General features: G+C 53.7%; 16 protein-coding genes. 8 read left to right on the top strand and 8 right to left on the bottom strand.

Features of this window, described 5'->3' with window-relative positions; genetic code table 11:
• Positions 1-25 precede the first annotated feature (25 nt).
• The 6 genes from metH to H6507_01090 all read right to left on the bottom strand — a co-directional run bounded on the left by metH (position 26) and on the right by H6507_01090 (position 10,741).
• Entirely contained in the window at positions 26-3,709 is a 3,684-nt protein-coding gene (metH, locus tag H6507_01115; GenBank protein MCB9367700.1) for a methionine synthase, read from the bottom strand.
• A gap of 263 nt (positions 3,710-3,972) precedes the next feature.
• The gene (locus tag H6507_01110) at positions 3,973-5,886 is read right to left on the bottom strand and encodes a T9SS type A sorting domain-containing protein (GenBank protein ID MCB9367699.1); all 1,914 of its coding nucleotides are present in this window, start codon (positions 5,884-5,886) and stop codon (positions 3,973-3,975) included.
• A gap of 280 nt (positions 5,887-6,166) precedes the next feature.
• Positions 6,167-6,916: a hypothetical protein gene (locus tag H6507_01105; protein ID MCB9367698.1), complete on the bottom strand. Its 750-nt coding sequence runs from the start codon at positions 6,914-6,916 to the stop codon at positions 6,167-6,169.
• Positions 6,913-8,511, bottom strand: coding sequence for a serine/threonine protein kinase (locus tag H6507_01100; protein MCB9367697.1), 1,599 nt, complete (start codon positions 8,509-8,511; stop codon positions 6,913-6,915). The genes H6507_01105 and H6507_01100 overlap by 4 nt, the downstream gene beginning before the upstream one ends.
• Entirely contained in the window at positions 8,511-9,956 is a 1,446-nt protein-coding gene (locus H6507_01095) for a sigma-54-dependent Fis family transcriptional regulator (protein ID MCB9367696.1), read from the bottom strand. Before H6507_01095 ends, H6507_01100 begins: the two co-directional genes overlap by 1 nt.
• Positions 9,953-10,741 (bottom strand): hypothetical protein, encoded by a 789-nt coding sequence (locus H6507_01090; protein ID MCB9367695.1) that lies wholly within the window; start codon positions 10,739-10,741, stop codon positions 9,953-9,955. The genes H6507_01095 and H6507_01090 overlap by 4 nt, the downstream gene beginning before the upstream one ends.
• A 366-nt stretch (positions 10,742-11,107) precedes the next feature.
• On the opposite strand from H6507_01090, the gene H6507_01085 reads away from it, so the two are divergent.
• The 4 genes from H6507_01085 (at position 11,108) to H6507_01070 (ending at position 17,947) form a co-directional block, all read left to right on the top strand.
• The gene (locus H6507_01085; protein ID MCB9367694.1) at positions 11,108-11,941 is read left to right on the top strand and encodes an OmpA family protein; all 834 of its coding nucleotides are present in this window, start codon (positions 11,108-11,110) and stop codon (positions 11,939-11,941) included.
• A 218-nt stretch (positions 11,942-12,159) separates the two neighbouring features.
• Positions 12,160-13,707 (top strand): TolC family protein, encoded by a 1,548-nt coding sequence (locus H6507_01080; GenBank protein MCB9367693.1) that lies wholly within the window; start codon positions 12,160-12,162, stop codon positions 13,705-13,707.
• Between the two features lie 26 nt (positions 13,708-13,733).
• Positions 13,734-14,840, top strand: coding sequence for an efflux RND transporter periplasmic adaptor subunit (locus H6507_01075; protein MCB9367692.1), 1,107 nt, complete (start codon positions 13,734-13,736; stop codon positions 14,838-14,840).
• Complete coding sequence (locus H6507_01070) at positions 14,837-17,947, top strand: efflux RND transporter permease subunit (protein ID MCB9367691.1); 3,111 nt, start codon at positions 14,837-14,839, stop codon at positions 17,945-17,947. Before H6507_01075 ends, H6507_01070 begins: the two co-directional genes overlap by 4 nt.
• Before the next feature lie 72 nt (positions 17,948-18,019).
• Here the strand turns inward: H6507_01070 and H6507_01065 are convergent, their stop codons facing one another.
• A complete protein-coding gene (locus H6507_01065) occupies positions 18,020-20,278 on the bottom strand; it encodes a VWA domain-containing protein (GenBank protein ID MCB9367690.1) in 2,259 nt (752 codons plus the stop codon).
• Between the two features lie 179 nt (positions 20,279-20,457).
• Complete coding sequence (locus H6507_01060) at positions 20,458-21,027, bottom strand: YceI family protein (GenBank protein ID MCB9367689.1); 570 nt, start codon at positions 21,025-21,027, stop codon at positions 20,458-20,460.
• Between the two features lie 463 nt (positions 21,028-21,490).
• Between H6507_01060 and H6507_01055 the strand changes: the two genes are divergently transcribed.
• The 4 genes from H6507_01055 to H6507_01040 all read left to right on the top strand — a co-directional run bounded on the left by H6507_01055 (position 21,491) and on the right by H6507_01040 (position 26,949).
• A complete protein-coding gene (locus tag H6507_01055) occupies positions 21,491-22,942 on the top strand; it encodes a hypothetical protein (protein ID MCB9367688.1) in 1,452 nt (483 codons plus the stop codon).
• Positions 22,939-24,324, top strand: a complete 1,386-nt coding sequence (locus H6507_01050; GenBank protein MCB9367687.1) for a sigma-54-dependent Fis family transcriptional regulator — start codon at positions 22,939-22,941, stop codon at positions 24,322-24,324. Before H6507_01055 ends, H6507_01050 begins: the two co-directional genes overlap by 4 nt.
• 307 nt (positions 24,325-24,631) lie before the next feature.
• A complete protein-coding gene (locus H6507_01045) occupies positions 24,632-25,852 on the top strand; it encodes a hypothetical protein (protein MCB9367686.1) in 1,221 nt (406 codons plus the stop codon).
• A 2-nt stretch (positions 25,853-25,854) separates the two neighbouring features.
• Entirely contained in the window at positions 25,855-26,949 is a 1,095-nt protein-coding gene (locus H6507_01040) for a hypothetical protein (protein ID MCB9367685.1), read from the top strand.
• The last annotated feature ends 34 nt before the right edge of the window (positions 26,950-26,983 follow it).

Raw genomic sequence — 26,983 nt, 5'->3', positions numbered from 1 at the left:
TAATCCCCGCTCGGCGAGTGGTGCGTTAGTCCTGATTTGCGGAGAGCAAGCGTTTGGCTTCTGTCAAAGAAATGCCTTTTCTGTGGGCATAGTCTTGGACTTGATCGTCGGCGATCTTGCCTATGCCGAAGTATTTTGATTCGGGGTGCCAGAAATAGTAGCCGGAGACGGACGATGCGGGAAGCATCGCGAAGTGTTCCGTTAATGTTATGCCCGCGCTTTGCTCTGCTTGTAAGAGGTCGAAGAGCGTACGTTTTTCGGAATGCTCGGGACAGGCGGGATAGCCGGGAGCAGGACGGATGCCCTGATACTTCTCTTTGATCAACTCGTCGTTGTTCAAATTCTCTTCGCTTGCATAGCCCCAATACTCTTGGCGGACGCGCTCGTGCAGGTGTTCGGCGAAGGCCTCAGCTAAACGATCCGCGAGTGCTTTTAGCAAAATCGCGCGGTAGTCGTCATGCTGCTTTTCGTACTCCGCGACAAGTTTGTTCAATTCGCCGCCGGATGTCACCGCGAAAACACCCATGTAGTCGGCAACTCCGGACTCTTTTGGCGCGACGAAATCGGCCAGAGACAAATTAGGCGAGGATGAGTCCTTCTTCATCTGCTGACGCAGCATGTGGAAAGTCGTGATCACCCGGGAGCGAGTATCGTCGGTGTAGAGTTCAACCGAATCACCGGATGAATTCGCCGCAAAAAGCCCGAACACTGCGTGTGCTTTGAGCTTTTTCTGTGTGACAATCTCTTTCAGCATGGCTTGCGCATCTTTGAATAGTGAACGTGCGCTTTCGCCTACGACTTTGTCTTCCAAAATTGCTGGATAGCGGCCTGCGAGTTCCCAGGCTTGGAAGAACGGCGTCCAGTCGATACGGTCGACCAATTGCTCGAGCGGATATTCTCGCAATACTTCGAGACCGAGATGTTTGGGAACGGGCGGCGTGTTGAAATCGAGTTTCAAACGATTGGCGCGAGCTTCTTCCAACGTCGCGAGCTTTTGCGCTGCGGATTGCTGAGCTCGAATCACGCGAACTTTTTCGTAATCGGCGACGGTTTCGCGTATGAACTCTTCGCGAAGCTGTTTGCTAATTAGGCTTGTGGCAACTCCGACGGCGCGCGAAGCATCCAGCACATGCACAGTCGGGCCGCTGTAGTTGGGACTGATCTTGACCGCGGTGTGCACGCGTGAAGTCGTGGCTCCGCCGATCAGGAGCGGAGTTTTCATGTTCAGGCGCTCCATCTCAGAAGCGACAAAAGTCATCTCCTCGAGCGACGGAGTGATCAGCCCGCTCAAGCCAATCAAATCGACGTTTTCTTTGCTTGCGGACTCGAGAATCTTCGCGCTCGGCACCATCACGCCGAGGTCGATGACTTCGAAGCCGTTGCACTGCAGCACGACGCCGACGATATTTTTGCCGATGTCATGTACGTCGCCTTTTACCGTCGCGAGTAGGATTCTTCCCTTACTGCTTTGTTCGCCTGCTTTTTTCGACGCTTCGATGAAAGGAATCAGATGCGCGACGGCTTTCTTCATGACGCGCGCGCTCTTGACGACTTGCGGAAGGAACATCTTCCCCGCTCCAAACAGATCTCCGACGCGGTTCATGCCTGCCATCAGAGGACCCTCGATAACTTCGATGGGTTCCGGGAATTGAAGCCGTGCTTCTTCTGTGTCATCGATGATGTAGTCGTCGATGCCCTCAACGAGGGCATGTGTCAAGCGCTCTTGCACGCTGTGCTTACGCCATTCCAGCTCGACCGTTTTGTCTTTGGCTTTGCCTTTGACGGTTGACGCGATTTCGAGCAGACGCTCGGTTGCGTCGGCGCGGCGGTTCATTACGACATCTTCCACGCGCTCGAGTAGCTGCGGCTCGATGTCATCATAAATCGGAAGCGCGCCCGCGTTTACAATCGCCATGTCGAGGCTTGCGTGAATCGCGTGATAGAGAAAGACCGAGTGAATGGCTTCTCTGACGGGATTGTTGCCGCGGAAAGAAAACGAGACGTTGCTCAAACCGCCGCTGATGCGGACGTGCGGACACTTCGCTTTGATTTGACGCGCGGCTTCGAAGAATTGAAGCGCGTAGCCATTGTGCTCTTCGATACCCGTTGCAATCGCGAAGATGTTCGGATCGATGATGATGTCCTGCGGCGCGTATCCAGCTTTCTCGGTCAATAGTTTGTAGGCACGCTCGGCGATCGTGACTCTGCGCTCGACGGTGTCGGCTTGACCTTGCTCATCGAAGCACATGACAATGACTGCCGCGCCGTAGCGTTGACAGAGTTTCGCTTGACGCAGGAACTCCGCTTCGCCTTCTTTCATGCTGATGGAGTTGACGACGGGCTTGCCTTGAATGCACTTTAAGCCGGCTTCAATGACGGACCATTTCGAAGAGTCAATCACGAACGGCACGCGCGCGATGGAAGGTTCGGTCGCAATCAGATTCAGGAAGCGCGCCATCGCGGCTTCGGAGTCAAGCAGACCTTCATCCATGTTGATATCGATCATCTGCGCGCCGCTCTCGACTTGCTGGCGCGCGACTTCGATGGCGGTTTCGTAGTCGCCGGACAGAATCAGTTTTGCAAAGCGAGCGGAACCGGTGACGTTCGTGCGCTCGCCGATGTTGACGAAACCGCTCTCTTCGCCGATGGTAAGCGGCTCCAATCCAGACACACGTAAACGAGTCGGTGGATGAACGACGGTGCGCGGTTTTTCGTTCTTGACTGCTTCGGCGATGGCTTTGATGTGCGAGGGTTGTGTGCCGCAACAGCCACCGGCGATATTCAGCAGTCCGGCTTTGGCGAAGCCGCCCATGACGCGGCCCATGGTTTCGGGAGTATCGTCGTATTCGCCGAATTCGTTGGGAAGCCCCGCGTTGGGGTGCAAGCTGACATAGCACTCGGCGACGCGGGAGAGTTCTTGAATATATGGAGTGAGATTCTCCGCGCCCAATGCGCAATTCAGTCCGACAGCGAAGGGCTTGGCGTGAGCGACGGAGTTCCAGAAGGCTTCGGTGGTTTGTCCGGAAAGTGTACGGCCGCTGGCGTCGGTGATTGTGCCGGAAACGATTAACGGCACACGTTCGCCCAATTCATCAAAGACAGTTTCGACGGCGAAGATTGCGGCTTTTGCGTTCAGGGTGTCGAAAGAGGTTTCGATAAGAAGCAGATCCGCTCCGCCCTTCAATAAGCCGCGCGCGCATTTCTCGTAGACTTCGACCATTTGATCGAAGTACAAATCGCGATAGCCTGGATCATTGACGTTGGGTGAAAGCGAGAGAGTTTTGTTCGTGGGACCGATGCTTCCTGCGACCCAACGCGGGCGAGACGGATCTTCTTGCTCGCACTCGTCGGCGGCTTCGCGTGCGATTTTGGCGGCGGCGAAGTTTAGCTCTTCGGAGAGTTCTTGCATGCCGTAATCCGCTTGCGAAGGAGCGCTGGCCGTGAAGCTGTTGGTCGACGCGATGTCCGCGCCGCTGTCAAAATAGAGCGCGTGCAGGCTCTTGATGATCTCAGGTTTGGTCAGAGAGAGCAGGTCGTTGTTGCCTTTGACATCCTGCGACCAATCTTTGAAGCGTTCGCCGCGATAATCGGCTTCGGTCAAGCGGTGTTGCTGAATGAGCGTACCCATTGCGCCATCCAAAACGAGGATGCGGTGCTTGATGTGCTCGCGTAGAGCTTCAATTCGAGCGGCGCGGGTCCAGACGGTCATGATTGCGAATTTGTATCTTTCTGATATGGCTAAGGTTAGAGAGTCTTCTCAAACCATTGTGTTTTGAGTAATCTTTAGTATACGAAATTGTTGGATTCGATGCAGGGGGAAATATGAAATATGAACGAAGAAGAGACGGCCGAGGCCGACTGTAGTAGTTCTTTTCAGACCCCCTTTTATCCCCCGGGAGACCTTAGAAAAAAATGAAGCCCCCAACCGGTGGGGAGAACCGGAAGGGGGCTTCTGCCTGAGGGAGCAGTCTGTTATTTCAGGAGCAGCATCCGGTTCACGATGGACTGGTTATTCACAGTCACGCGATACATATACATACCGGAGGGCAGGCTCGCTGCATTGAATTGAGTGGTGTAGGTACCCGCGGTCAAATTGTCATTGACCAACGTGGCGACCTGACGGCCAAGGACGTCAAACACCGTGATGTTCACCAAACCGGCAACCGGGGTCGAGAACTGAATGTTCGTCGTCGGGTTGAACGGGTTCGGATAGTTTGTCGCTACCAAGTGAGAGGATACCACCGGAGCATCGGTCGGATTAACGCTCGTGCTGCCGTCAATCGGTTCAAGACCTTCGGTGTCACCGGGCATGCGGAAGAACTGGCCGTCCACTTCATAGACGATCACCCAGTCGGCATTCAAGGCTTCCGGAGCGCCATTCAACAATCCGCCAACCACCGAGACATTCTCACCAAGTGACGGGATTGCCGGGCTGCTCACGTTGTAGTTGTCGCCAAAGTCGATGACGTAATTGGTCACGCCGTCGTTGTCTGTGTCAAGGCCATAGAACGCATCGCCGTAGACGTCGATGACCGAAACTGTTCCCGTGATTTCCACCCAGACCAAGTTGTTGTCAGTGCCAAAGCCAGTCGCGCGGCCACCAGCGTCGCCGCCGTGAGCACCGTCATTGGCGGGATCTTGAATCCACCATTCCATGCCATTAATTGTGTAGACGTGAACCATCGGAGGCGTGCCATGCGACATCAGAGCGCCCGTGACGATAATTTCGTCGCCGTCGTTCGGACGGGTTGCGCCGTTGCCCGGATCATAATCTGCCGGACCGAAATTCAAACGATAGTCAGCAATGCCGTCCGCATCGACGTCCAGCGCGTACAGTAAGAACGTCGGGTCCAACGTGTCAGGAGCCGTCACGATAGCCGTGCCCGCGAGCTCGACGATTTCAAAGTGATGGCCATGGCCGTGATGTCCGTCATGGTGTCCATGCTCGGAAGAGTCAGCCGCAACCAATTCAAGCGTCAAGAACGAAGTTTGATCTTCGGTGATTTCAATCACGTCGCTGGCAAAACCAATACCGGGCTTGTCTGCGTTGACGTTGTAAACGCCCACCGGAATCGCATCGACTGTGACGTTACCTTCCGCATCGGTAAAACCGACAAAGTGCTGCGGACGCGGACCGCCGTGATCACGGATAAAGGAAACACGCACGCGCGCACTGTCCACTGCCGAAGCGACGTCATTGGAATCCGTCACGATCACGTTCACCGACAGGCCGCCCGTGATGATCACGGCGCCGAAACCGGTCAGCGGAACAATAATCGTACCGTGGTCGGGATCATTCGACGTAATCGTCAAAGTACCTGTGTAACCAATCGTATCGGCGGGTGTAAACGTCACGGGGAAGTCCACTTCTTCGCCGGGGATGAGCGTAAAGTCAGGTTCCGCTCCGAGACCAAACGCGTCGCCTTCCAGTGCGATGGAGACGGTGAGGTCCAACTGACCGCGGTTTTCGATATCCAAATTGCGCGTGAACGTCGTACCCACGCCAACCGGACCAAAATGCATATTGTCCGGGCGCACAGAAATACGCGGAGCCGGATCAAACGACGGGAATGTCAAAGTGACTTCCGCCGTTTCGCCTTCCAATACGTCGACGTGCGCATGTTCAGGATGCACGCCCGGAAGACCTGCCATTACTTCGTATTCCATGGCCGGAATGTCAGCGAACAGAATTACGCCGGTCTCATCTGTTGTGCCGCTAAAATGCGGACGGCCGGGTCCACCGTGGCCCTCGGCTTCAACATTCACGAGAACTCCTTGAAGCGGTACGTCGCCAGCGACAACAGTCACCGACAGATTGCCGGTCTGAGCCCAGGCTGCCGTTACGCCAAGCAGGCCCAGCAGGACAGTTAGAATCAGCTTTTTCATTGTTTTCTCCAAAACTGGTTTATTGTAAATATTGTACAACTCTCAGGCTTCGTTTCTATATAATGGCAATTGTCGTTCCAGTCCTTTAAGTTCTTTACATACATAACTATACAAGCAATATTGCCGCTCGAAATGTGCGTCACAGTTACAATGAGTGTGAACGAGATGCGCACCAACGTCGTTGCCGTATCAGGAAGAGCCTTCTGCATGGACGCGTGGACAATGAAAAATCCCTACCGAAGCAGGGACATGTAGATCAACGAAGGCTCTAACAAATCTGTCAGAAGCGGAGGCTCAGTGTGGCACCTGTGGGTGTTGGGTAGAGCTTCAGGGTTTCTGAGCGACGGAAGAGCGCAAGGTCCAACTGCGACAGCATGTAGACTCCGGCGGTAGTCAGGCCATACGCCCACATTTTTTGGTGGTGCGAATCGTAATCGTCGTAAAGGCGGGCGACGTTGGCGGAATCAGCGGCGAGATACTTGTCGCGGGCGTCTGAGGTTTGGCTGAGTTCACTGAGCCAAAGTGCAGCCGCAACTCCCTGCAAAACGAAATGCACCGCGCCGCGCACGGGTTTGCCTTCGCTAATAAAACCCGTGCCGGGTACAATGAGGTTCATCACTCGCGACTCGGGACTTGCGCCAACGCGAAGTGTGCCGTACATCTGTTCGCGCGCGGGAATTTCTTGCGCACGATTCGATAGATAGCTTACCTTCACTTCATCAAAGACAATACGGAACTTGGGACTTACCAAAACCGGATCGAGAGTCGTGGTCGAGTCGAGCTCCAGCACTCGCTGAAAATGTGAACGGGCCTCCTCCACTCTGTCGAGCATGATCAAAGAGTAGCCGCCGAGCAGCTCTAAACTGACCATCTGCGAATCGGGAAGGTCGAATTGCCGTTCGGCGCGGAGCACGAGCAATTCTACGCGCTCATAGTCACCCGCATGAAAAAGTGAATCGGCTTCGAAGAGGATATTGTCTTGAGCGAAGAGGGACGCGCAGAAGAAAAGTACGGCGAGGAGTTTGGTCAATTCGGTTCTCCCGATGTGCGGAGGGCAAGTACGGACTTGGTCAGATCGGCGCGGAACTTGATGGTGTCTCCGGCGACGGCCTGCCAAGTTTTTTCAACGGTCTGCAAAGTGGGATGAGTGACTCGCAGAGTATGTTTGCCGGGAAGTACGGCGAGCAATCTGTTCAGGGGCGAAGCACCAATCATTTCATTGTCCAAAAAAACATCGCCCCACGGCTCTACCGTTAGTTCGACATGCTGGACATACGCGGCAAGCTGGAGATCAACTCGTGAGTCTTCAGTCAGCTCAATTTTCGCTTGAATCGGTGGGAACGCGGGGTTGCGCAGCATCAAGATATGTTCGCCCCTCTCCAATCTCAACGGAGCACCAAGCGGTGTTGAGCCCAATTCGTTGCCGTCCATTGTGATTCTCGCCCATGGAGTCGTATCGAGACTTAAACTAAAACTGTCCGCCTCCGCCGCCGCGGTTTTTTCCGGTTCGATTTTTCGCTCCGGTTTTGTGACCGAGTCTTCGGCTCTCTTTTCAGCGAAACGAGGTTTCGCTTCGTTATCTGGAGCAGGTTCACTCATGAAAGCTGACGTGTCCGCCTGTTCCGTGTCCGGCACCGCCGACGTGTCCATGCTAATTTTCGTCGTATCGGGAACGGGAGGAATTGTTTGAACTTGCGGGACCTCGCTCTTTCTGACCGCGGCGAAATACGCAACGGCGCCAACGATCAATAGAACGAGAGCCGCCACCGTGAAAACCCGCGCACGCGACCTTGCGGACACGCTGGCGGCGGAAAAGCGCGTACCTCCAGTAAGCAGAACCACCGCATCGTTCGCGGACTCAGGACGGGCATCGGACTCTTTTTCAAGACAAATTTTGATCAGAGACGGGAGCTGAGTGTCCTCTCCCAAGTGAGCGAGCAAGCTCCAATTAGGCTCGACTTCGCGAACACGGCGCAGAGATTCGAGGAGTGATTCGGCGTAAAACGGATTCTGGCCAGTAGACGCCTCAAACAACACGACTCCAGCGGCAAACAGATCGGAGCGTTCGCTGGGAGATTTTCCGCGCGCGAGCTCCGGCGCGAGATAAGCCGGTGTGCCCACGACGGCGGTGTGGTGGGTTAATTTGGGAGCATCAGAGAGCAGCGCAAGACTGAAATCCGTGAGCTTGAACTCGCCGTCCTTGCGGCAAAGGATATTCTCTGGCTTAACGTCCCGGTGCAGGATTCCGTGCGCATGCAAAACGGAAAGCGCATTCAGCAAAGAACTTGCGAGCCGCTCAACCCGTTCAGGCGTAAGTTTGCCTTCGCGTATGATTTTCGCAGCGAGAGTTTCGCCCTCCACCCACTCCAAGATCATGAACGGGCCTTCGTTCGGGTCCTCACCGACCTCGTAAATGCGGACAAGCTGAGGATGGTCGAGCTTGGCCGCGGCTCGGGCTTCACGTTCAAAGCGCGCGCGCAAATCAGGGTCTTGAGCGAAATGCGGATGAAGAACTTTCAGAAAGACGTCGCGATCGAGCCGCGTATCGCGCGCACGATAGGCTGACGAGATGTCGCCGTGCGAAATCAGCTTGCGATCCGAAAGTCTTTCCGCCAGAGGTTTCATCAGGAAACCTGTTCTTCCCACTCTTTTAATTTGTAGTGCAGATAGCGGCGCGATACGCCGAGCATGAGCGCCGCTTTGGAGCGATTGCCGCCGCAGAGATCAAGCACCTGCAAGATATGGGTTTTTTCGGCGGCTTTCCAGCTTAAGTCTTCATTGCCGGAAGAATCTTTGCTGATCGCCTGATGCGAGATGTCTTCGACTTCGATGCGGTCACTCCGCGTAATGACAGCGGCACGGACGATGGTGTTTTCAAGCTCACGGACGTTCCCGGGCCACGAGTAGGTCTGCAGCCGGCGCAGGGCTTCAGGGGAGATTCCGGTCACCTTGCTGCCTGTTTTGCGCAAAAAATGGTGGACGAGCAGGGGGATGTCCGACCGACGTTCGCGCAACGGTGGAGACGTGATTGGAAGAATAAATAACCGGTAGAAGAGGTCCTCCCGGAAACGGCCCGCTTCGATTTCGGTTTGGAGATCCTTGTTCGTTGCGGTGACGATACGAACGTTGGCTTTGCGAATTTCGACGTCGCCGACTCGTCTGTACTCTGATTCCTGCAGGTAGCGCAGGAGCTTGGCCTGCAGGGACATCGGAATATCGGCGACTTCGTCAAGGAAGAGTGTCCCCCCTTCAGCCGCTTCGACCAGACCTTGTTTGTCCATCGTGGCACCGGTGAAGCTGCCCTTTTTGTGACCAAAGAGCTCGCTCTCGAAGAGCTCGGGGGACACATTTCCGCAATAAAGAGCGAGAAACGGTTTATCGACGCGCGGACTGTTGCGATGAATCTCGCGGGCGATCAGCTCTTTGCCGGTGCCGGATTCACCGTTGATGATGACAGGAAGGTCCGTTGGAGATACCCGCGCGATCAATCCGTAGAGTTCGCGCATGGAGTGACTGTCTCCAACTAACAAGCGTTTGACGTCATTGGATTTCAATGCCGCAATCTCGCTCCGCGCACGGTCGTAGCGGCGGGCATTTTCTATGGCCAACGTCGCAAAAGCGGCCAGCGTCGCCAGCGGCGCAAGGTTTTCTTTGCGGAAGAGATCGCGGTCGGAGCGGCTATCCAGATAAAGCGCGCCTTCGACGGCGTTACGGCCCGACAGCGGGACGATGGCGGCGGATTGAATGTGCTGCAAAATGATCGACGACTTGCCGGAGAAGCGCGGATCTTCGACGGCGCTTTCGGTAAGAATTGGCTTGTTGCCGTCGATGGATTCCTTGACCAAACTCTGCGAGACTTCGTCGAGCGAGCGAGCGTCACCCGTGTTTTGCCGTACGGCGGCCAGCGATAGTGATCCGTTATTCGCGAGAATAATCATCGCCGTCTCGGCGTGCATCGCCTGCGCCGCCGTTTCGAGCACGGTGTTGAAAACTTCTTCAAGCGGCCTTAACTCGAGGAGTTTTTGTCCCGCCGCGAGGACTTGTTCGGAGGTTAGAAGACCAGTGCTCATCGTGATGTCCCAGCGTCAACTTTGAAGGTGGACTCAATCGATTCGGCTGAATTGCCAAAATTATCATAGACTATGATCGTCCACAGGTAATTCAAAATGTCTGAAGAATCGTCCGGCGCGGTATTGAGAAGGGAATCTGCAACCATGACTGACATGGTGTTCGATTGCAGAGTGTCCGACTCCCAAACAGTTACGACCCGGGTTGTTTGCCTGTCTACACTTTCTACACGAGCCTGATACGAGTAGGGAAACGTCGCGTTGTAGTCGTTCCACGCCAGTACTGGAAAGGGGCCCACTGTCACTCCGCCAGTCGGAGACAACGTGGACGGCGTATCATGCAAGACTCGAATCATGTAGGCCGGTCCCACATTCCATATGGAATCAAACCGGGTATATACCGTGAAGTAAAACGGCTCACCCACGGCACCCTCAAGGTCATCACTGTCCACGTTGTTGTCGTTGAACGTGTAAATCCAGTGGCCACTTGAGGACAGAAAGTGGGTAATGCGTGGCGTCGTGTCTTTGTACTGGACCGTGACTGAATCAATGATCGTGTTTGTTTCCGGCCAAAGCTCTGCGTCTATGGAATAGAGGTCAAAGGTGGTTCGGTCTTTGTGCACACTGTGCAAACTTGTCGAAAACTCAGGATCAGGGGGTTCAACCACCGGAGGATTCGGTTCGACGTAGTATGGAGAGGCCGGATCAAGGGGGTTGTCGTGAGGCGCAGTACAAGACATAAGCCACAAAATCGGCATCGCAAGTATAAATATTTTATGGATTTTCATAGATGCAACAGCTGTAATTGGGGAGGTTCTCAGTGTGACTCCTGTCAACGGTTCAGGCCTCTGAGCATTTGACACACAGTTTTGAAAATGGTTGAAAACGACATGCACAGGTGCGCAGAGGATGCGCAATTTGGGTGTAATATATGAAGTAATTGCGAAAGTTGCGCCAATATTGGAATACTCACGTTTGTGGTTCGGTCTAACCCGGGAGAGTCGAACTGCGAGAGTGACTGGGGCTTGACAATGTGCTCCGCCAAATCTAAATTTCGTGCTAATTCGGAACCCGGTCATCCGCGCGCGCCAAACAGCGCACCTTTGCTGTATCCATGAGAAGAAATAGCCCCCCCAATTATTAAAAGGTGTATTATGAAATCTATTCTGGTCTCCGCCTTCGGCTTGCTCACCCTTCTGTTCTCAGCGACCGCCTGCGCGGCCGCGGAGGGAGATGTTGACGGCTGCAGTGACTTGCCATTGTTCAACCGCCTCAAGGACTACATAATCGACCAGTGTACGTCAGAGGACTTCGGTTTCTTCGAGTTTCCGTTAAGTGCGGATTCAGTCGTTAGGGAAGAAGGTCAATATTGGCTCGTAGATTACTATGTAAAAGAAGGTGGCAAGCCACTTTCGCAATTGGCAATTGTACGTAACTTCCAGAATGCGATCCAGGAGGCCGGCGGGAAGGTTCTCTATGTAAACGATGAAGATTGGTGGCGTGTGACCGGACTCTTCAGCAAGAACGGTGCGGAGACTTGGGTTTGTGTTGCGTCCCGCGATCTTGGTTCAGGATACACCGTATTCGCAGTGCAGAAGGGCGAGATGGTTCAGGAAATAACGGCAAATGCCATGTTAGATTCCTTAGTCACGAAGGGCCGCATTTCACTTGCCATTAACTTCAATACGGGCAAGTCGACCATCCAAAGCGAGTCCTTGATACTCGTTGAGCAAATGGCTGAGCTTCTGAATGACAACGCAAATCTAAACGTCGAAATACAAGGTCACACGGACAATGTCGGCAAACCAGACGCAAACATGACTCTTTCGGACGCTCGCGCTGCCAGTGTCAAGCAGGCGCTCGTCGAGAGAGGCATCGAATCAAGCCGGATGTCCACCATAGGTTTTGGTGACACCAAACCCGTTGCATCGAATAACACTGAAGAAGGACGGGCGGCAAACCGCCGCGTGGTACTCGTTAAGAAGTAGCCGCACCTAAAGTAAAAAGAAATCAAGAACGTCATTTGAATAGACCCTTTTCAGGGTCTATTCTGTTTTGGATAAGAAGACCTCGAGCTCTTTTGCTGGAGCGCTAGGTTGAATAGCAAGTATATTATAGAAGATGCGCTTTTTGAGCTTTGCATCTGAACGGTGAAGTCCGTATATTGATTGGAACAAACGTGCAAAAACTGAGTTGGCCCCCAAGTATGCGGTGTGTCTTATTATTCTTAATTGCTTTAATTTCTTGGCTGCCGGCGCGTGCGGCAGACTTTGATGTCACGAAAATCCAACCGGATAGTGCACTCTCGCAAGCACTCGCCGAGCTTGAAGGCGACGGCATAACTCTCGAGGAAGTTGAGAGGCTTGCATTGGTGAATTCAACGCTCGCGATTGATGCGCGCGAAGCCCTTGCCTCGGCAAGAGGACTCCTGAATCGGGAAAGAGGCGGCTTTGACCCAAGGCTCTTCGGTGAAATCAGCTCAGCGTCTGCAAAACAGCCATCGGCCTCTCCCTTCTCGGGTGCGGCAGTGTTGAACCCGAAATCCACGTCCGGGGAAGTCGGAGCGAGAATCACTTTGCCTGTGGGAACAGAGCTTGAGGCCTCCGTAGTCGGGACAAAGCAAGAAACAAACTCCACTTTTGCGTCGCTGAATCCGGAGTACGACGCGACCGGGATATTGACTTTTAGGCAACCTCTGCTGAAAGGATTCGGTCCGGCCGCGTGGGCCAATCGTGCACAGGCCCAGAAGAACTACGATGCCGCGAAACTGCGATATGATAATGCGATGCAATCCGTCCGCGCACAAGCGGAAGCGGCATATTGGGATTTGTATGCCGCGGAACGAGACGTCGCCGTGAGTGTCGTCACTCGTGATTTGGCGATGTCGTTGATGCACGAAGCGAACGTGCGGGCGGACGCCGGACTCGACGGCCCCAACCAGGTGAATAATGCGATGGTTTTCTTGGCCGATCAAGAATTGAATTTACTGGACGCGCAAGACAATTTGACACGAGTCAGCGACGCACTTTCCTCGTTTATTGGACAGCGCCCTCCGTCGGGAATTCGTTTTCGAACGACAGGTGTTCCTCCGCAGATTGAGAATTCCGAGCAACAGGACAGCGTCGTTGCGCGAGCCATGAAAACGAACCTCGGCCTGCAAGCTGCGCGGCTGGACGTGGACGGACTCAAAGCATACTCACGCGCGGCATCGTGGAACGCGCTGCCACAGCTTGATCTGTTCGGAGCGCTGGGAGGAAATGGCCTCGCCGGTACCGGACGCGACGTGATTTTCGGTGCGGATACGCTGCGTAATACTCTTGATACGAAGTTCGGTGACGCGCTGGATCAGGCTCTCAAACGAGATTACCCATCGTGGATGATTGGACTCAGGTTGAATGTTCCGATTCTTCAGCGTGGGCCGCAGGGCGAGCGAAACAGGTTGCGAGCGGAAGTGAACCGCGCTGAACAGCAGTACGTCGAGGCGGAACGAACTCTTGAAGAGCAAGTCCGCGCTGCGCATCGGGAACTTAAAAACGGACAGAACCGGCTCCAGCTTTCGGAAGAAAATGTGAAAGCCACTCTCGATCAAGTGCGCATTGGAATGATCGAATACAAGGGCGGCAAGGTGACGGCGTTTGAACTCGTTCGGCTGGGTGCGGATCTGGCGAATGCCCAACGGCGCTATTCGAAGACACTGGTGAGAACCGCAAAAGCGGCGGCACAGCTTAAAGTCTTGGCACCGCGTCCCGAATAAGAAACATCACTATTGAGATATATCCTATGAAACGGTTTGTGAATTTCGTTGCGCCTGCTCTTTTGGCGGCGAGTACATTTTTGTCCGGTTGCATGGGCGGCGGCTGGGGTGGCGGTTGGTCGATGCCGCCCACACCAGTGGAAACCACTCATGCTACGCGCGAGGCTGTGACGGACAGATTGGAAACTATCGGCACGATCACGGCAGATGAGGCCGTTACTTTAGTTGCTGAAGTTGGCGGGACGATCTCGCGAATTCCGTATGAAGAAGGCGGCACAGTCAAACGCGACGAACTGATCGCGCAAATCGACGACGGAGAATTGCGGGCGCAGCTTGACCGCGCCGAAGCGCTGCGTGATCAAGCGAAAGCGGCGTATGACCGCATCAAAAAAATTGACGAACAAGGCGCAGGCTCCGCACAGGGACTTGAAGACGCGGACGCCGCATTTCGAGTGGCGCAGGCAAATTACGATTACGCGAAGGCACAATACGACAAGTCGCGCATAACCGCGCCTTTTGCCGGACTTATCGGCGCGCGTAAGGTCAGTCCGGGTGAATATGTGCAGCCGGGAACCGCGATTGCGGATTTGGCGCGCGTGGACCAGCTTCGTGTCGAATTTACTGTTCCTGAAAAGTACTTTCCGGACTTAACGGTCGGATCGGAGATTCTCCTTAGAACGGCAGCGTTCCCCGATGAAGCGGTCGGAAACGTGATCGTAATTGAGCCGCGAGTTGATCAATCCACCCGCAGCGTCGGAGTAGTGGCGCGGCTTGAAAATCCCGAGGGGAAGTACCGGCCGGGCATGTCAGCCAACGTTGCCGTGACGATTGGACATCGGGATCAAGCATTGACAATCGCGAGCGAAGCGATCTTCCTCGAACAGAACCAGCCGTACGTCTACGTCGTGAAAGATGATTCTACGGTGGTGAAGACGTCGTTGAAGTTGGGAAGCCGCGGACGAGAAATGGTTGAGGTTGTCAGCGGCATTGACGCTTCGCAAGCGGTCGTCAAGGCCGGCCAGCAGAAGATTTTTGACGGAGCCAAAGTGATGCCCGTGTCAAATATCGATTCAGCCGAAACGGCGCAGCGACAGGCACAAGAGATGAAAGCTGACAGCGGAGCCGGTCAATGAAATTAAGCGACGTATCTATTCGCCGCCCGGTCTTCGCTTCGGTGATGAGCCTAACGATTATCTTGTTCGGGGTCATCTCGTTCTTGCGATTGCCTGTGCGCGAATACCCCGATATCGACCCGCCCATCGTGTCGGTCGTGACTCTGTATCGCGGTGCGAGCGCGAATGTCGTTGAAACTGAAATCACGGACGTTCTTGAAGAGCAGTTTGCCACGCTTTCCGGTGTGAAGACCTTGACTTCGTCGAGCAAGGAAGAAGGCTCGGTCATCACGATCGAATTCGAACTATCGCGCGACGTAGAAGAAGCTGCAAATGACGTCCGCGACAAGGTAGCGCGCAGTCGCGGTTTGCTGCCGCGGGAAGTTGACGATCCGATTGTGGACAAAGTGGACGCGAACGCGCAGCCGATTGTGTGGTTGGGGCTCTCGAGCGACCGCGACGATGTTCTGAGACTGACGGAAGTCGCGGATTTGGCTTTGAAGGAACGTCTGCAAAGATTGGACGGCGTCGGTTCTGTGTTTATCGGTGGCGAGCGAAAATACGCGATGCGGATTTGGCTCGATCCGATGCGGATGGCGGCACGGCAGATTACTTCAAGCGACATCGAAGCCGCCGTGGCACGTGAGAACGCGGAAATTCCCGGCGGCCGAATTGAAGGCACGGAACGCGAGTTTTCGGTGCGTACGCGTGGAGAAGTCAGCACGCCGGAGCAATTCTCGAATATCATTGTACAGCAATCCGCGGACGGCATCGTGAGGCTGAGCGACGTCGCAACGGTGGAGGTTGGGGCTGAAGACGATCGCACCGTAACTCGCTACAACGGACAGCCCGCGGTGGGTATCGGTATTGTCAAGCAATCGAAGGCGTCGACGGTTGACGTCGCGCGGGCCGTGCGGGAACTGCTGCCTGAGCTTGAGAAATCATTGCCTCCGGGGATGAAACTGCACGTCGCCTACGACTCGTCGTTGTTCATTGAAGACTCCATCAACGAGGTAGCCGAGACGATATTGATCGCGATGTGCCTTGTGATCTTGGTCGTGCTGATGTTCATGAAGAGTCTGCGCGCCACAGTGATTCCGACGCTGGCAATTCCAGTTTCAATCGTCGGCACATTTACCGTCATCTATTTTGCCGGTTTCACGATCAACATTTTGACCTTGCTGGGACTTGTGCTTGCGATCGGACTTGTGGTCGACGACGCGATTGTCGTGCTTGAGAACATTTTCCGGCATATGGAAATGGGCAAGAGCAAAATGCGCGCGGCGTTGGACGGTACGAAGGAAATCGCGTTTGCGGTGATCGCGACTACAATGACCTTGGTGGCCGTGTTCGTGCCAGTGGCGTTCTTGACGGGATCGGTGGGACGTTTGTTCCGCGAATTCGGTTTCACCGTCGCAATCGCGGTGGCGATTTCAGGATTTGTGGCATTGAGTTTGACTCCGATGTTCAGCTCGCGAATCCTGAAACCGATTCACGGCACGAATTCAGGTTGGGCGGCGCGTTCGTTTGACGCGTTTTTCGAGTGGCTCAACAGAACATACGAGCGAATACTGAATTTCGCTTTGCGGCACAGATTGGCGACCATTATCACCGCCGTGCTGCTGGTATTGATCAGCGGCGCATTGTTCAAGTTCATGCCCAGCGAATTGGTGCCGACGGAAGACCGTGGTATCGGTTTCGGTATCTTGCTCGCTCCGGAAGGTTCGACGCTGCAGTATACCGACCGGAACATGAAAAAGGTCGAGGACATTCTGCTGAACTTGCCGGAAAGGAAAGGGCTGTTTACCGCGACCGGTTTGGGTTTTCAGGGACCGGGCCGAGTCACCGACGGATTTTTATTTTTGAATCTGGGATCATCCACTGAACGCGAGAGGTCGCAGCAAGATATTGTGGGCGAGCTGTTTCCGCAACTGTTCGCGATTCCCGGCGTGATGGCATTCGTGATTAATCCGCCAAGTCTTGGTCAATTCTCGTCGAGCCCGATCGAATACGTGCTGCAAGCGGACAGCTACGAAGAACTCAACCAAGCCATGAATGTGCTGACGATGTCGGCGAATAAGTTGGGGTATCTTTACAATACGAATTCCGACTTGAAGCTTGACAAGCCGGAACTCAGCATCGAGATTGACCGGGACCGCGCTTCGCAGCTTGGAGTTTCCACGAGCGAAATCGGTTCCGCGCTGCAGTCGCTTTTGGGTGGAAAGGTGATCAGCAATTTCAAACGCGGCACGAAACAATACGACGTGATTATGCAGCTCCGGAGCTCCGATCGAGCGACGCCGGACGTGATCGAAGGAGTCTACGTGCGCGGAAACGGCGGGCTCGTTCAGCTTGCCAACGTCGTGAATGTATCGGAGATTTCGGGACCGAAGGAGCTTAATCACTTCAACCGCAGGCGCTCCGCGACGTTCACGGCGAACTTGTTCCCCTTTGTTTCGTTGGGCAAAGCTCTGGACGATCTGGACAACATCAAGGCCACGAGCCTGCCGAAAAACGTGACGCGCGAATTCGCGGGACAGTCGCTGGAATTCAAGGATTCGAGCACAGGACTATATTACTTCTTCCTACTCGCACTTGTGTTTATCTTCCTCGTTTTGGCCGCGCAGTTCGAGAGTTTTATGCATCCGTTTACGATTCTGCTTTCCGTTCCCTTGGCGGTCTTCGGCGCATTAGTGTCGCTGTTTGCGTTTGGGCAGTCCTTGAACATCTATTCTCAAATCGGGTTGATCATGCTCATCGGACTGGTGAGTAAGAACTCGATTCTGATTGTGGAGTTCGCGAACCAACTGCGCGCACGCGGACATGAAGCCATGAAGGCCGTGGTGGAAGCCTCCGTCATCAGATTGCGGCCAATTTTGATGACGTCATTCGCCACTGTGTTTGGAATCCTGCCAATTGCGATAGGACTTGGCGCGGGCGGCGAAGCGCGAAAGCCGTTGGGCATCGCCGTCGTCGGCGGACTGTTGTTCTCGACATTTTTGACGCTCGTGCTGGTGCCGGTCGTGTATTCGCTGGTTGCGAGATTCTCGCCGGTGCATGATCCTGACAAAGTGATCGAAGAGGCGGACAAGGCTAACGAACTGTTGCTGCAACAGCACGCAAGCTGACCGAACCCGAACAATGAAATAAGAGCCCTTGGAGAACTTCCAAGGGCTCTTTTTATTGATCAGCTTGCAAATCTACTCGATAACGACGGCTTTTCCTCCGATGGAGACCAGATACTTTTCTCCATCACTTTGACCTGCAAGCAACGCGCTCTCGTCCGCCGTGCACGTGTTCAAAAGGGAGAAGTAGTCCTCGGAAAAGCGCTTGACGTGCGCATACTTGCCGAGGTCCTTTTCGACGTCGATATTCGTGAGCGTCGATTGTATCCAGTAACCGCTGCGTTTGTAAAACGTCTCGCCGCCAATCTGTTGAATCGACTCCATCGATTTTTCGTCCATGGCAAAACCCGGGGCGGCAGATAGCCGTCTTGCCTTTCCAGCAACGTCCAGCTTGACCGTCGGCGACTTCTTGGCCATGATCGTCACCTCCAGCGCCTGTGCGGTCAGTTGCGGAGCTTCACCCGTAATTTCATCGTGTAGTGCGCGTGACTTGTTGGAGACGTCCTGACGCAGAGCGCCCGCGTCGGAAAGTCTCTGATTTTCGTCGGCGAGGAAACTCGTGTAGGGCGTAACGATACCGTAGCGCGTGGCAAGTTCCACGATTTCGTTCACAAGTTCTTCGTTTTGACCTTTCAGCCGCACTTCATTGAGCAAATAGGCGACGCGCCGCTGTCCCCAGAGTTTCTCGATGAACTTGTAGCTTGCGCGACGATTGTTGGTGTTGACTTCCACAGGATACGAGAACGTTTCCTTGTCTCCGAGATATGTGCCGGAAATCTTCAAAGACGTGCTGCGATTTCCGTCACCGTCGTTGCTGATGCGACCGACTTGAACGATCTGATCGTTTTCAAACAAATCGCGAAGCTGATCCGGGAGCCGGTCGCGCAAGCGGAACCCTCCCACCACGGCTTGCATGCCGGTCATGACCGGATTCTTGATCTTCGAATATAGCGACGCGACTTTGGCTTCGATATCTTCGTCGGGTTTGACGTATGCTGTTTTGCCGCCTTCCTCACTTGAGAGATTGTCCAAGAGCCGCACGTTAACATCGTAACCGACGCCGAAACAAAACAAGCGCGCGTTCAAATCGTTGGCTTCTCGCGTGTCGTCAATGATGCGCTGTTCGTCACGAATTCCAACCGTCGGCAAACCGTCCGTAAGAAACAGCACATAGGCCGGACGTGTCGCCGAAGCTCCGAGCGACGCTTGCTGACTCGAGGCAACCAATTCGTCCATCGCAACCGCGAGCGCGTCGTGAATGTTTGTTCCGCCGCCGGCCTCCACTCTGTCGACATCGGCGAGAGCCATTTCGCGATTCGTTCTCGTGGCCGACTTCAGCGCGCTAAAACAGGACTCGATCCCGTCGTTGTAGGTGATGATATCGAAACGGTCACCCGAATTCAGATTGTTGATTACAAACCGGGCGGCGTCACGCGCTTGCGCGATTTTTTCTCCACCCATGGACCCCGAACGGTCGAGCACAAGCAAAATGTCTTTCGCGATCGGCGTGCCGGAGCTTGCACGGTGGTTCGGAGACACGAGCATCATATAAAATCCGTCTTTATCGCGGTCCGGGAAATAGGTCAGGAACGTCGCGCCGATGTCCGAGTTGTCCTCGGTGAAATATACCACGAAATCGGACGCCGGATAGCAATTCGTCGTGGAATAGGTCACGGTCGCGTCACGGTCGCCGCGATACTTTGTGTCAATGTCGACGGTCGGTGAATAGATATTCAACAGATCGGATTGACCGTGAATATTCGCGACGACTTTGACTTCCTTGACCGGCGCCGATGAGTGCCGCGCGGTCGCAAGTGGGAACTGCAGCTCAACCACGTCCCCTTCTTTGGGACATAACATCGAGTAGTGCATGGTCAGCGTGGCGGGCTTACCGGGTTCAAGTGGAAATGCTTTGACTCGAATGCAGCCGAGTCCGGCGTATTCCAGCAACGCGGGATCGCGTTTGCGGCGCACGATGTCTTCATATCGGGCGCGGGCTTGGTCGGCGGAAAGAATTTCTCCGGACAGCTCTTGACCGTTGACGGTCAACGTGAGTTGATCCACGCTTGCATCGGCGGGAATGGGCATATAGTATTCCGCTTCAAACATTCGGCCGCACGTATTCAAAAGCGTTTCCGTGACGGTCACGGACGCGAATTGATTGCGAATCTGCATGTCTACGAAACGGGATTCGACTGCCCAAGAAACGGGAGTCGGCGAAGGGGGGTAGCGGTCCGGCGGCCCAACGTGATCAGGCGCGACGTCGATTAATTGCGCCTGTGCCGTGATGGCAACCAATAGTCCGAACAAGAAAGCAAGTCTTGCGTTCTTCATGACGAGTCCTCCGATGTTGCGGGTTAAATGGAGGCCGGGACCTACATTTATTACGCTCGTTGGACGATTTTGGTTGCATCAAGGTTTAACGGCCCTTGTGAACATAAACGAAAAACCACGAGATGCGCGGTCTGTGCCGAGCAAATCATGGCAGATTCGTGACGTTCGTGTAAAGCGATTTATTGGGAGCGTTCGGCGACGAGTTTGACTTCAACTCGCTGTTCGTCGGCAAGTTTCATCACCAAGAACTCAGGACGCTCGATATTATAATCTTTCAGCCCAACACTAAATTTGGATTCAATGCTCAGTTGGTCGCCGTTCAACGTCAGCCAAGACATGGGAGTGATTTCCTTTTCAACGCCGTGCAGCGTCAGCGTTCCTTTGACGGTTACAGGAGTCTTCTGGCCGTCGGTTAACTTGCCGCCGGGAATTTCGAGCGCCGTCATCTTAAAGACGGCCTGCGGGTACTTGTCGGTTTCGAGATGATTCTCGCGCATGTGTTTGTCACGCAAACTTAGGCCCGTAGAGAGCGTCGCAAGTTCAACATGAACCTCCGCTGAACCGGGACTCGTGTCGTCGGGAAGCATGATGAATCCGGCCGCGTCATTGGTTTTGCCGACAACTTCTTCCAGCGGAGCATCGCTCGTGAAGGAAATATGATTGGAAGAGCTGCCTTTGGTGATCGAGAACATCTCGCCTGCGAACGCCGTCGCGCAGACTGTCAGTAAAGTCAAAATCAGAAGTCTCATTTCCACGGGTTCCTGTTGTTTCGAAGAAATATCCCGGACGCAGGACAAATTGGCTTGAGAGGTGGTGCCGATGCCGCCGCTGGTAAGTTTGGGAGAGGGGGACCGCAAGCAAGTAGGCAAGCAAGGAGTAAGTCATTTCTTGCGGCCCCCACTTTGCTTTTGGCAATGGGTGTGCCAACGAAATGAAATCGCACGATTCTCTTGTTTAAGTTTCTGTTTATTAATTTTTTCCTACCTCATTTAGAACGCAACAAAGTATACGAAATCACAGGACAAGCACAACCTCAAATTGTGGCGAGTGTGGGACGGCTCTTGATAAGAAGCTGTAAATCATTATCTTGATAGTGTGGCTTTTGCGCCACAGTCCAGACTCAACACTTTCTCTTTGTTCGTATTAAACTTAGTATATTTCTCGCCAATCGTGTCCAAAGCTACTCTACCCCGTCTCACAAAGTACTTCGCTTTGAACTTCCTGCTGCTTGATCTGCTGATTGTGGGCGCAGGCGGTGTCGTCGCTTACAAATTGGGACGCGCGAATTTGTTGTCGGTCGCTGAGCAATATGGATCGGCGGCCGTGCATCACTTGGCCCGGTCCATAGACAAATTCTATCTCGAACCGTGGCAAATGACCTTTGATACTTTTCCTTTCGAGCATCCGCTGGCACATCACGAGTTGACCGGCATCGTGCAGACATTCGTAAGCGGGTTTCAAGTTGAACGCATCAGTATTTATGACAAGAATTACTCAATAGTATTCTCAACGGATTCCGTGCGAGAAGGATTCCGCGATCCGACAAATACTCATTTGTTGTCCGCGCTTGCGGGAGAAACAAGTTCATACCTGACAGCCGGTCCACCGCCAGATTCTCTGCATACTAGATCAGGTGAACCTGATCATCTGATCGCCTTTGTTCCCATCGACTTTCGCACTGAAGGTGACGGCCAAGAACGGTTCGTGTTCGAAATATTGATGAATGTCGCGGAGACTTACCACAAAGTCGAGCAACTGCGCCTCGTCATTATCATCAGCACGCTGCTGACGGGACTCGCGCTGTTCTTCGTGGTGTGGGTGATTGCCGTCCGCGCCGACAAATCGATCTTGGCGGAATCGCGCGAACGCATTGCGCTGGCGGAGCAGATACAACTTCAAAATGAGAATCTCGAACAGATCGTCGAGCAAAGAACGCAAGAGTTGAAAGACGCGCAGGCGGGACTTGTGCAGATGGAGAAGATGTCGGCGACGGGGCAGCTTGCCGCGGGAGTCGCCCATGAGATCAACAACCCCGTAGGCATTATCAAAAACAGACTCGAGCTCCTAATAGACGACTTGAACGAGGGCAGAAAGATCGACGACTTGGCCGAGCATCTCGGTGTGATGCACCGTCAAACGGACCGTATTACGAAAATCGTCGGCAAACTCCTGTCCTTCGCACGCAAGTCGTCGGGAACGAAGACTCCGCTCAATGTCGAACCGTTGATTCGGGGAGTTGAGTTGTTGGTCAGAAAGGAAGCTGAAAAGCGCGGACTTTCTCTCGTGTCGCAAATCGAGCCGGATCTTCCGATGATAAAAGGTGAAAGCACTGAGCTTGAGCAGGTGCTGCTAAACTTAATTCTCAATGCGATGGACGCGACGGCCAAAGGCGGGACGATTCGATTGCTGGTCGGACGTATCGACTCGTCCGTGCAAATTCGTGTTGAAGATACGGGTGAGGGAATAGATGAACAGCATCTCGGAAAGATATACGATCCGTTCTTTACGACGAAAGACGTCGGAGTCGGGACGGGGCTCGGGCTTTCGATCTCGTACCGAATCGTGGAAGACCACGGGGGAATGATTGTGGTTTCCAGCGAGCGGGGTGCGGGCACAGTGTTTACTTTGAATTTTCCAGCTATCGGAGCACATGACGACGTATGACCTATGTTCCACGCATACTTGTGATTGACGACGAACCTGATCTTCTGGACAACTGCCGGATGATTTTGACGCGCGAAGGATATGACGTACACACGGCAACGGACGGCATGTCGCTTGAATCCCTTTTGTCCGACTACGGTCCGGACGTGCTGATCACGGACATGATGATCCCGCAGCGCGACGGTATGGAGATATTACGCGAAACAAAATGGTCGCACGCGGATATTCCAGTAGTCATGATGACGGCATATGCAACGGTTGAAACGGCAGTCGAAGCGATGAGACAGGGCGCGACCGACTATATCGTGAAACCGTTTTCGAAAGATCAACTCGCGCACGTCGTGGCCCGCGCACTTAAGGAGCGAATGCTGGTCGTAGAGAATCAACGGTTGCGGCATGAATTAGCTCAACAAAAAGTACTTTCATCCTTCGTCGCAGTGGACCCTGCCATGAAAGAACTCATGGCGATGGCGACGCGCGTGGCGGACACAGACGCGAGTGTGATGATTCAAGGAGAATCGGGCACAGGCAAGGAAGTCTTGGCGCGTGCGCTGCATCGCGCCAGTCGGCGCAACGGCCAACAGTTTCTTGCCGTCAATTGCAGCGCGTTACCGGCAAACTTGATAGAGAGTGAATTATTCGGTCATGAGAAGGGAGCTTTTACCGGAGCGTCAACGCTGCGAAAAGGGCTGCTTGAAGAAGCGCAAGGCGGGACATTCTTTTTTGACGAGATTACGGAAATGGACTCGGCGATGCAAGCGAAACTTTTGCGCGTGATTCAAGAACGGTCGGTGCGCAGAGTCGGCGGAAATCGTGAAATTCCGCTTGACATTCGCATTGTGGCAGCGACAAACCGCGACCCGCAGGAGGCCGTTAAGGAGAAGCTCTTTCGCGAAGACCTCTATTTTCGCGTCGCCGTCGTGACCCTGCAAATTCCACCTCTTCGAAAACGACCCGACGACATTCCCGCATTGGCGCAGTTTTTCCTGAAAGAGATTAGCGATCAATACGGGAGACATATCGAAGGATTCACTCCGCAGGTGTTGGACCGGTTGTGCAACTACGAGTGGCCGGGCAACGTACGTGAACTCAGAAATGTCGTCGAACGTGCCGTCTCACTTGCCCAAAAGCAGCTCATCCGCGATGAAGACTTGCCGCCAGACCTGCAAAGACTTCCCCGACGGAGAGCGCAAATCGATTCGCTGGACTCCTACGAAACCTCAAAAGCGAAGCTGCTCGATCAGTTTCAATCGGACTATTTTTCACAACTAATGAACGAAGAGAACGGCAACATTACGCGTGTGGCGCAACGTGCGGGAGTGGATCGCAAGACTGTATACAGGATACTAAGCTCCGTTGGAATGACAAAGAACAACGAATAGTTCTCATACCAAGACCAAAGAAAGGGCGCCGCAATCGGCGTCCTTTTTTGTTGATTACATTTCATTGCACCAAATATTTACTGACCCATTCCGAAATATGCGATATGGTTTAGGAAGAGGCAAAAAAACTCATGCGCTCTTATTTGTGTAAGATTGTCAAGATTGCTTGTTCATGCTTTTCAATTGAACCCGTGACAATGTTACAAGTCATTTTCGAACCGTCTTGACGGCGCAACGTGGATGCTCTATATTTTCTTGTAATAAGTTCGAGTAATACTGGACATATTTATAGAGAAACGAGGTAGACATGAGATTAATCATGATACTGGGTACGGTGCTCGTTTGTCCGCTGATTGCGTTGTCACAGTTGCATTCGGTTGCATCCGTTGAGTATTTCTTCGACTCTGATCCGGGAGTTGGAAATGGTACTTCCGTTCCTGTAATTTCGGGCGAAGAAGTTGTGCTTGACGGCGACATTGCGACGACGGGACTTAGTCCCGGACTGCACAAGCTGTATTTTCGCATGCAACGCGACGACGGAGTATGGGGCGAGACAACGGCACGCGAGGTACGAGTCGGCGTCGGTTCGACATTCGATCAAGCAGAGGCGTTTTTTGATTCCGATCCCGGCGTCGGCAGCGGTCTGCCCGTTGCCATTGCCGAAGACGGAGTCATCAATCTCGCAGATTTCGACGTACCTGATATCGGGCGGGGATTCCACGATTTCAACGTGCGGTTTTACAGCGGAGGAACGTGGTCCATACCGGCGAAAAGAACGCTGCGACTCGGCAGCGCAATGATCGACGGAGCTGAAGCATTCTTTGACGTCGATCCGGGTGAAGGAAACGGAAATCCCGTTGGAGTGGAATTCGGCACGGACGTCGCGGCGTATGATACAGCTGTTTTGGTTAACGCGGCGGGCACAGGATTTCATACGCTCTACTTGAGATTCCGCGGCGGAGGTGTCTGGACGTTTCCCATTGCGAATACCCTGCGCATCGGGCCGGCTATTGAAGGAGATGTTGACATCATTTCGGGCGGTGAGTTTTTCATCGACGTTGATCCGGGAATCGGAAATGGATGCGCTTTGCTTGCCGAGGACGGGGTATTCGATAGTCCTGAGGAAATCATGCGCCGCTATATCAGCGCGGATTTCGCTCTGGGACCGCACGTAATCGGAGTTCGAGCGAGAGATGCGGCAGGGATTTGGACGGAAACCGCCTTCGATACCGTAAACGTAATCGAAGCTCATCTTGTGAGCACGACAGTACAGAATCCGGACAACGAACTGCGCCTGATTTGGACGAAATATCCGGAAGCGCTCGAATATCGTTTGTACTATGATTCGCTGGCAACAGGCACGTTTACGAGTTATCTCTCGGTTTTGCCGCCTGACACTCTGCTCGATTTAACGCCTGGGCACGAGCTGTTCTTTTACAAAGCAGTCGCTCTGCAGGTTGCTCCGGAACCGTGCGAAGAGCCTGCAATATTGTCGAATTCAGAAGTTCAAAATAGAATTGAGGAATAAAGATGAGAAAGCTAACCATTTTATTGATGCTGCTTGCTTGCGCGATTGCCGCGCAGGCAGGTGTATTGAAGGTCGCGAGCGACGGGACGCAGCCCTACACTCAGATTTCAAGTGCGATTGCGGCTTCCGTTTCCGGAGACACAATTCTGATTATGGCAGGGGCCTACAGCGGATTTACTGTCGATAAGAAACTCGTGATTATCGGATCCGGAACGGGTACGGGTGTTGGAGAGGGTGTCCTTGTAACTTCAGGCATCAATGTCCTTGATGCAGCGGACAGCACGGAGATTCGAAGTATCTGGGCACGTGCCGCAGCCGCGCATACAAGCGACTCGCTTGCCGCGATTGTTCGAATTCGCAGTGGAGCGGAACGGATATTTTTGTGGCGCTGTTTTGTAGAAAATACTCATTCTGGGTTATATGCTTCCGGGATCTGGGTTGGAGAAGGAGCAAGTGTTGACATCGTGCAGACGACTATTTGTCAGACGGGCAGCCAAGATCCAAACGTGCGGTGGGGAATTTGCTACCGTTCCAACTGTCATATTGAACTCACTTCTTGCGTATTCCACGGGTTTACCAACAATGTCAGTTCATTTGGCACCACGAGCGGAAGCACGCTGCTTGCGAAGCACTGTGTGCTTATAACTTACAACTACACGCAAAACACCGTTGGCGGCGCGATCGCGGGTGTGTTCGAGAACTCAGCGTTTGTTCTTCGGGGGAGCTTCTCGCACACGTATTCGCCGAATGTCACTTACAGCTATTGCAGCTATTCTGAAGCACTGTATCCGCCTCCTGGAGGCACGAGTATTCTCGCGGATTCGTCCGAGATTGAGACTCTGAGTTTTGAAACGATTCGTGCTTGCGATTTTCATTTGCCGGTTGGCTCAGTGTTAATTGACGCGGGCAATCCAACTTCGCCGTTTGATCTTGACGGCTCGGCCGCAGACATCGGAATTTATGGTGGACAGCATCCCTATGTTGACGGCGGCGTGCCAGATTATCCGTTTGCCGTGCAAGTTGAAGTTCCTTACTCCGCTCCGTTGAATGGTACCATGAGAATTTGGGGACGCGGACGAGTGGGTCCAGGCAATTAGAAAAATCCTGTTAGGAAAAACAAAGGGCGCCCGA

Source organism: Calditrichota bacterium (genome assembly GCA_020637445.1).
GTDB lineage: Bacteria > Electryoneota > RPQS01 > RPQS01 > RPQS01 > JABWCQ01.
Note: the sequence above shows the minus strand (reverse complement) of the source record. Positions and strands in the feature narration are given on the sequence as shown.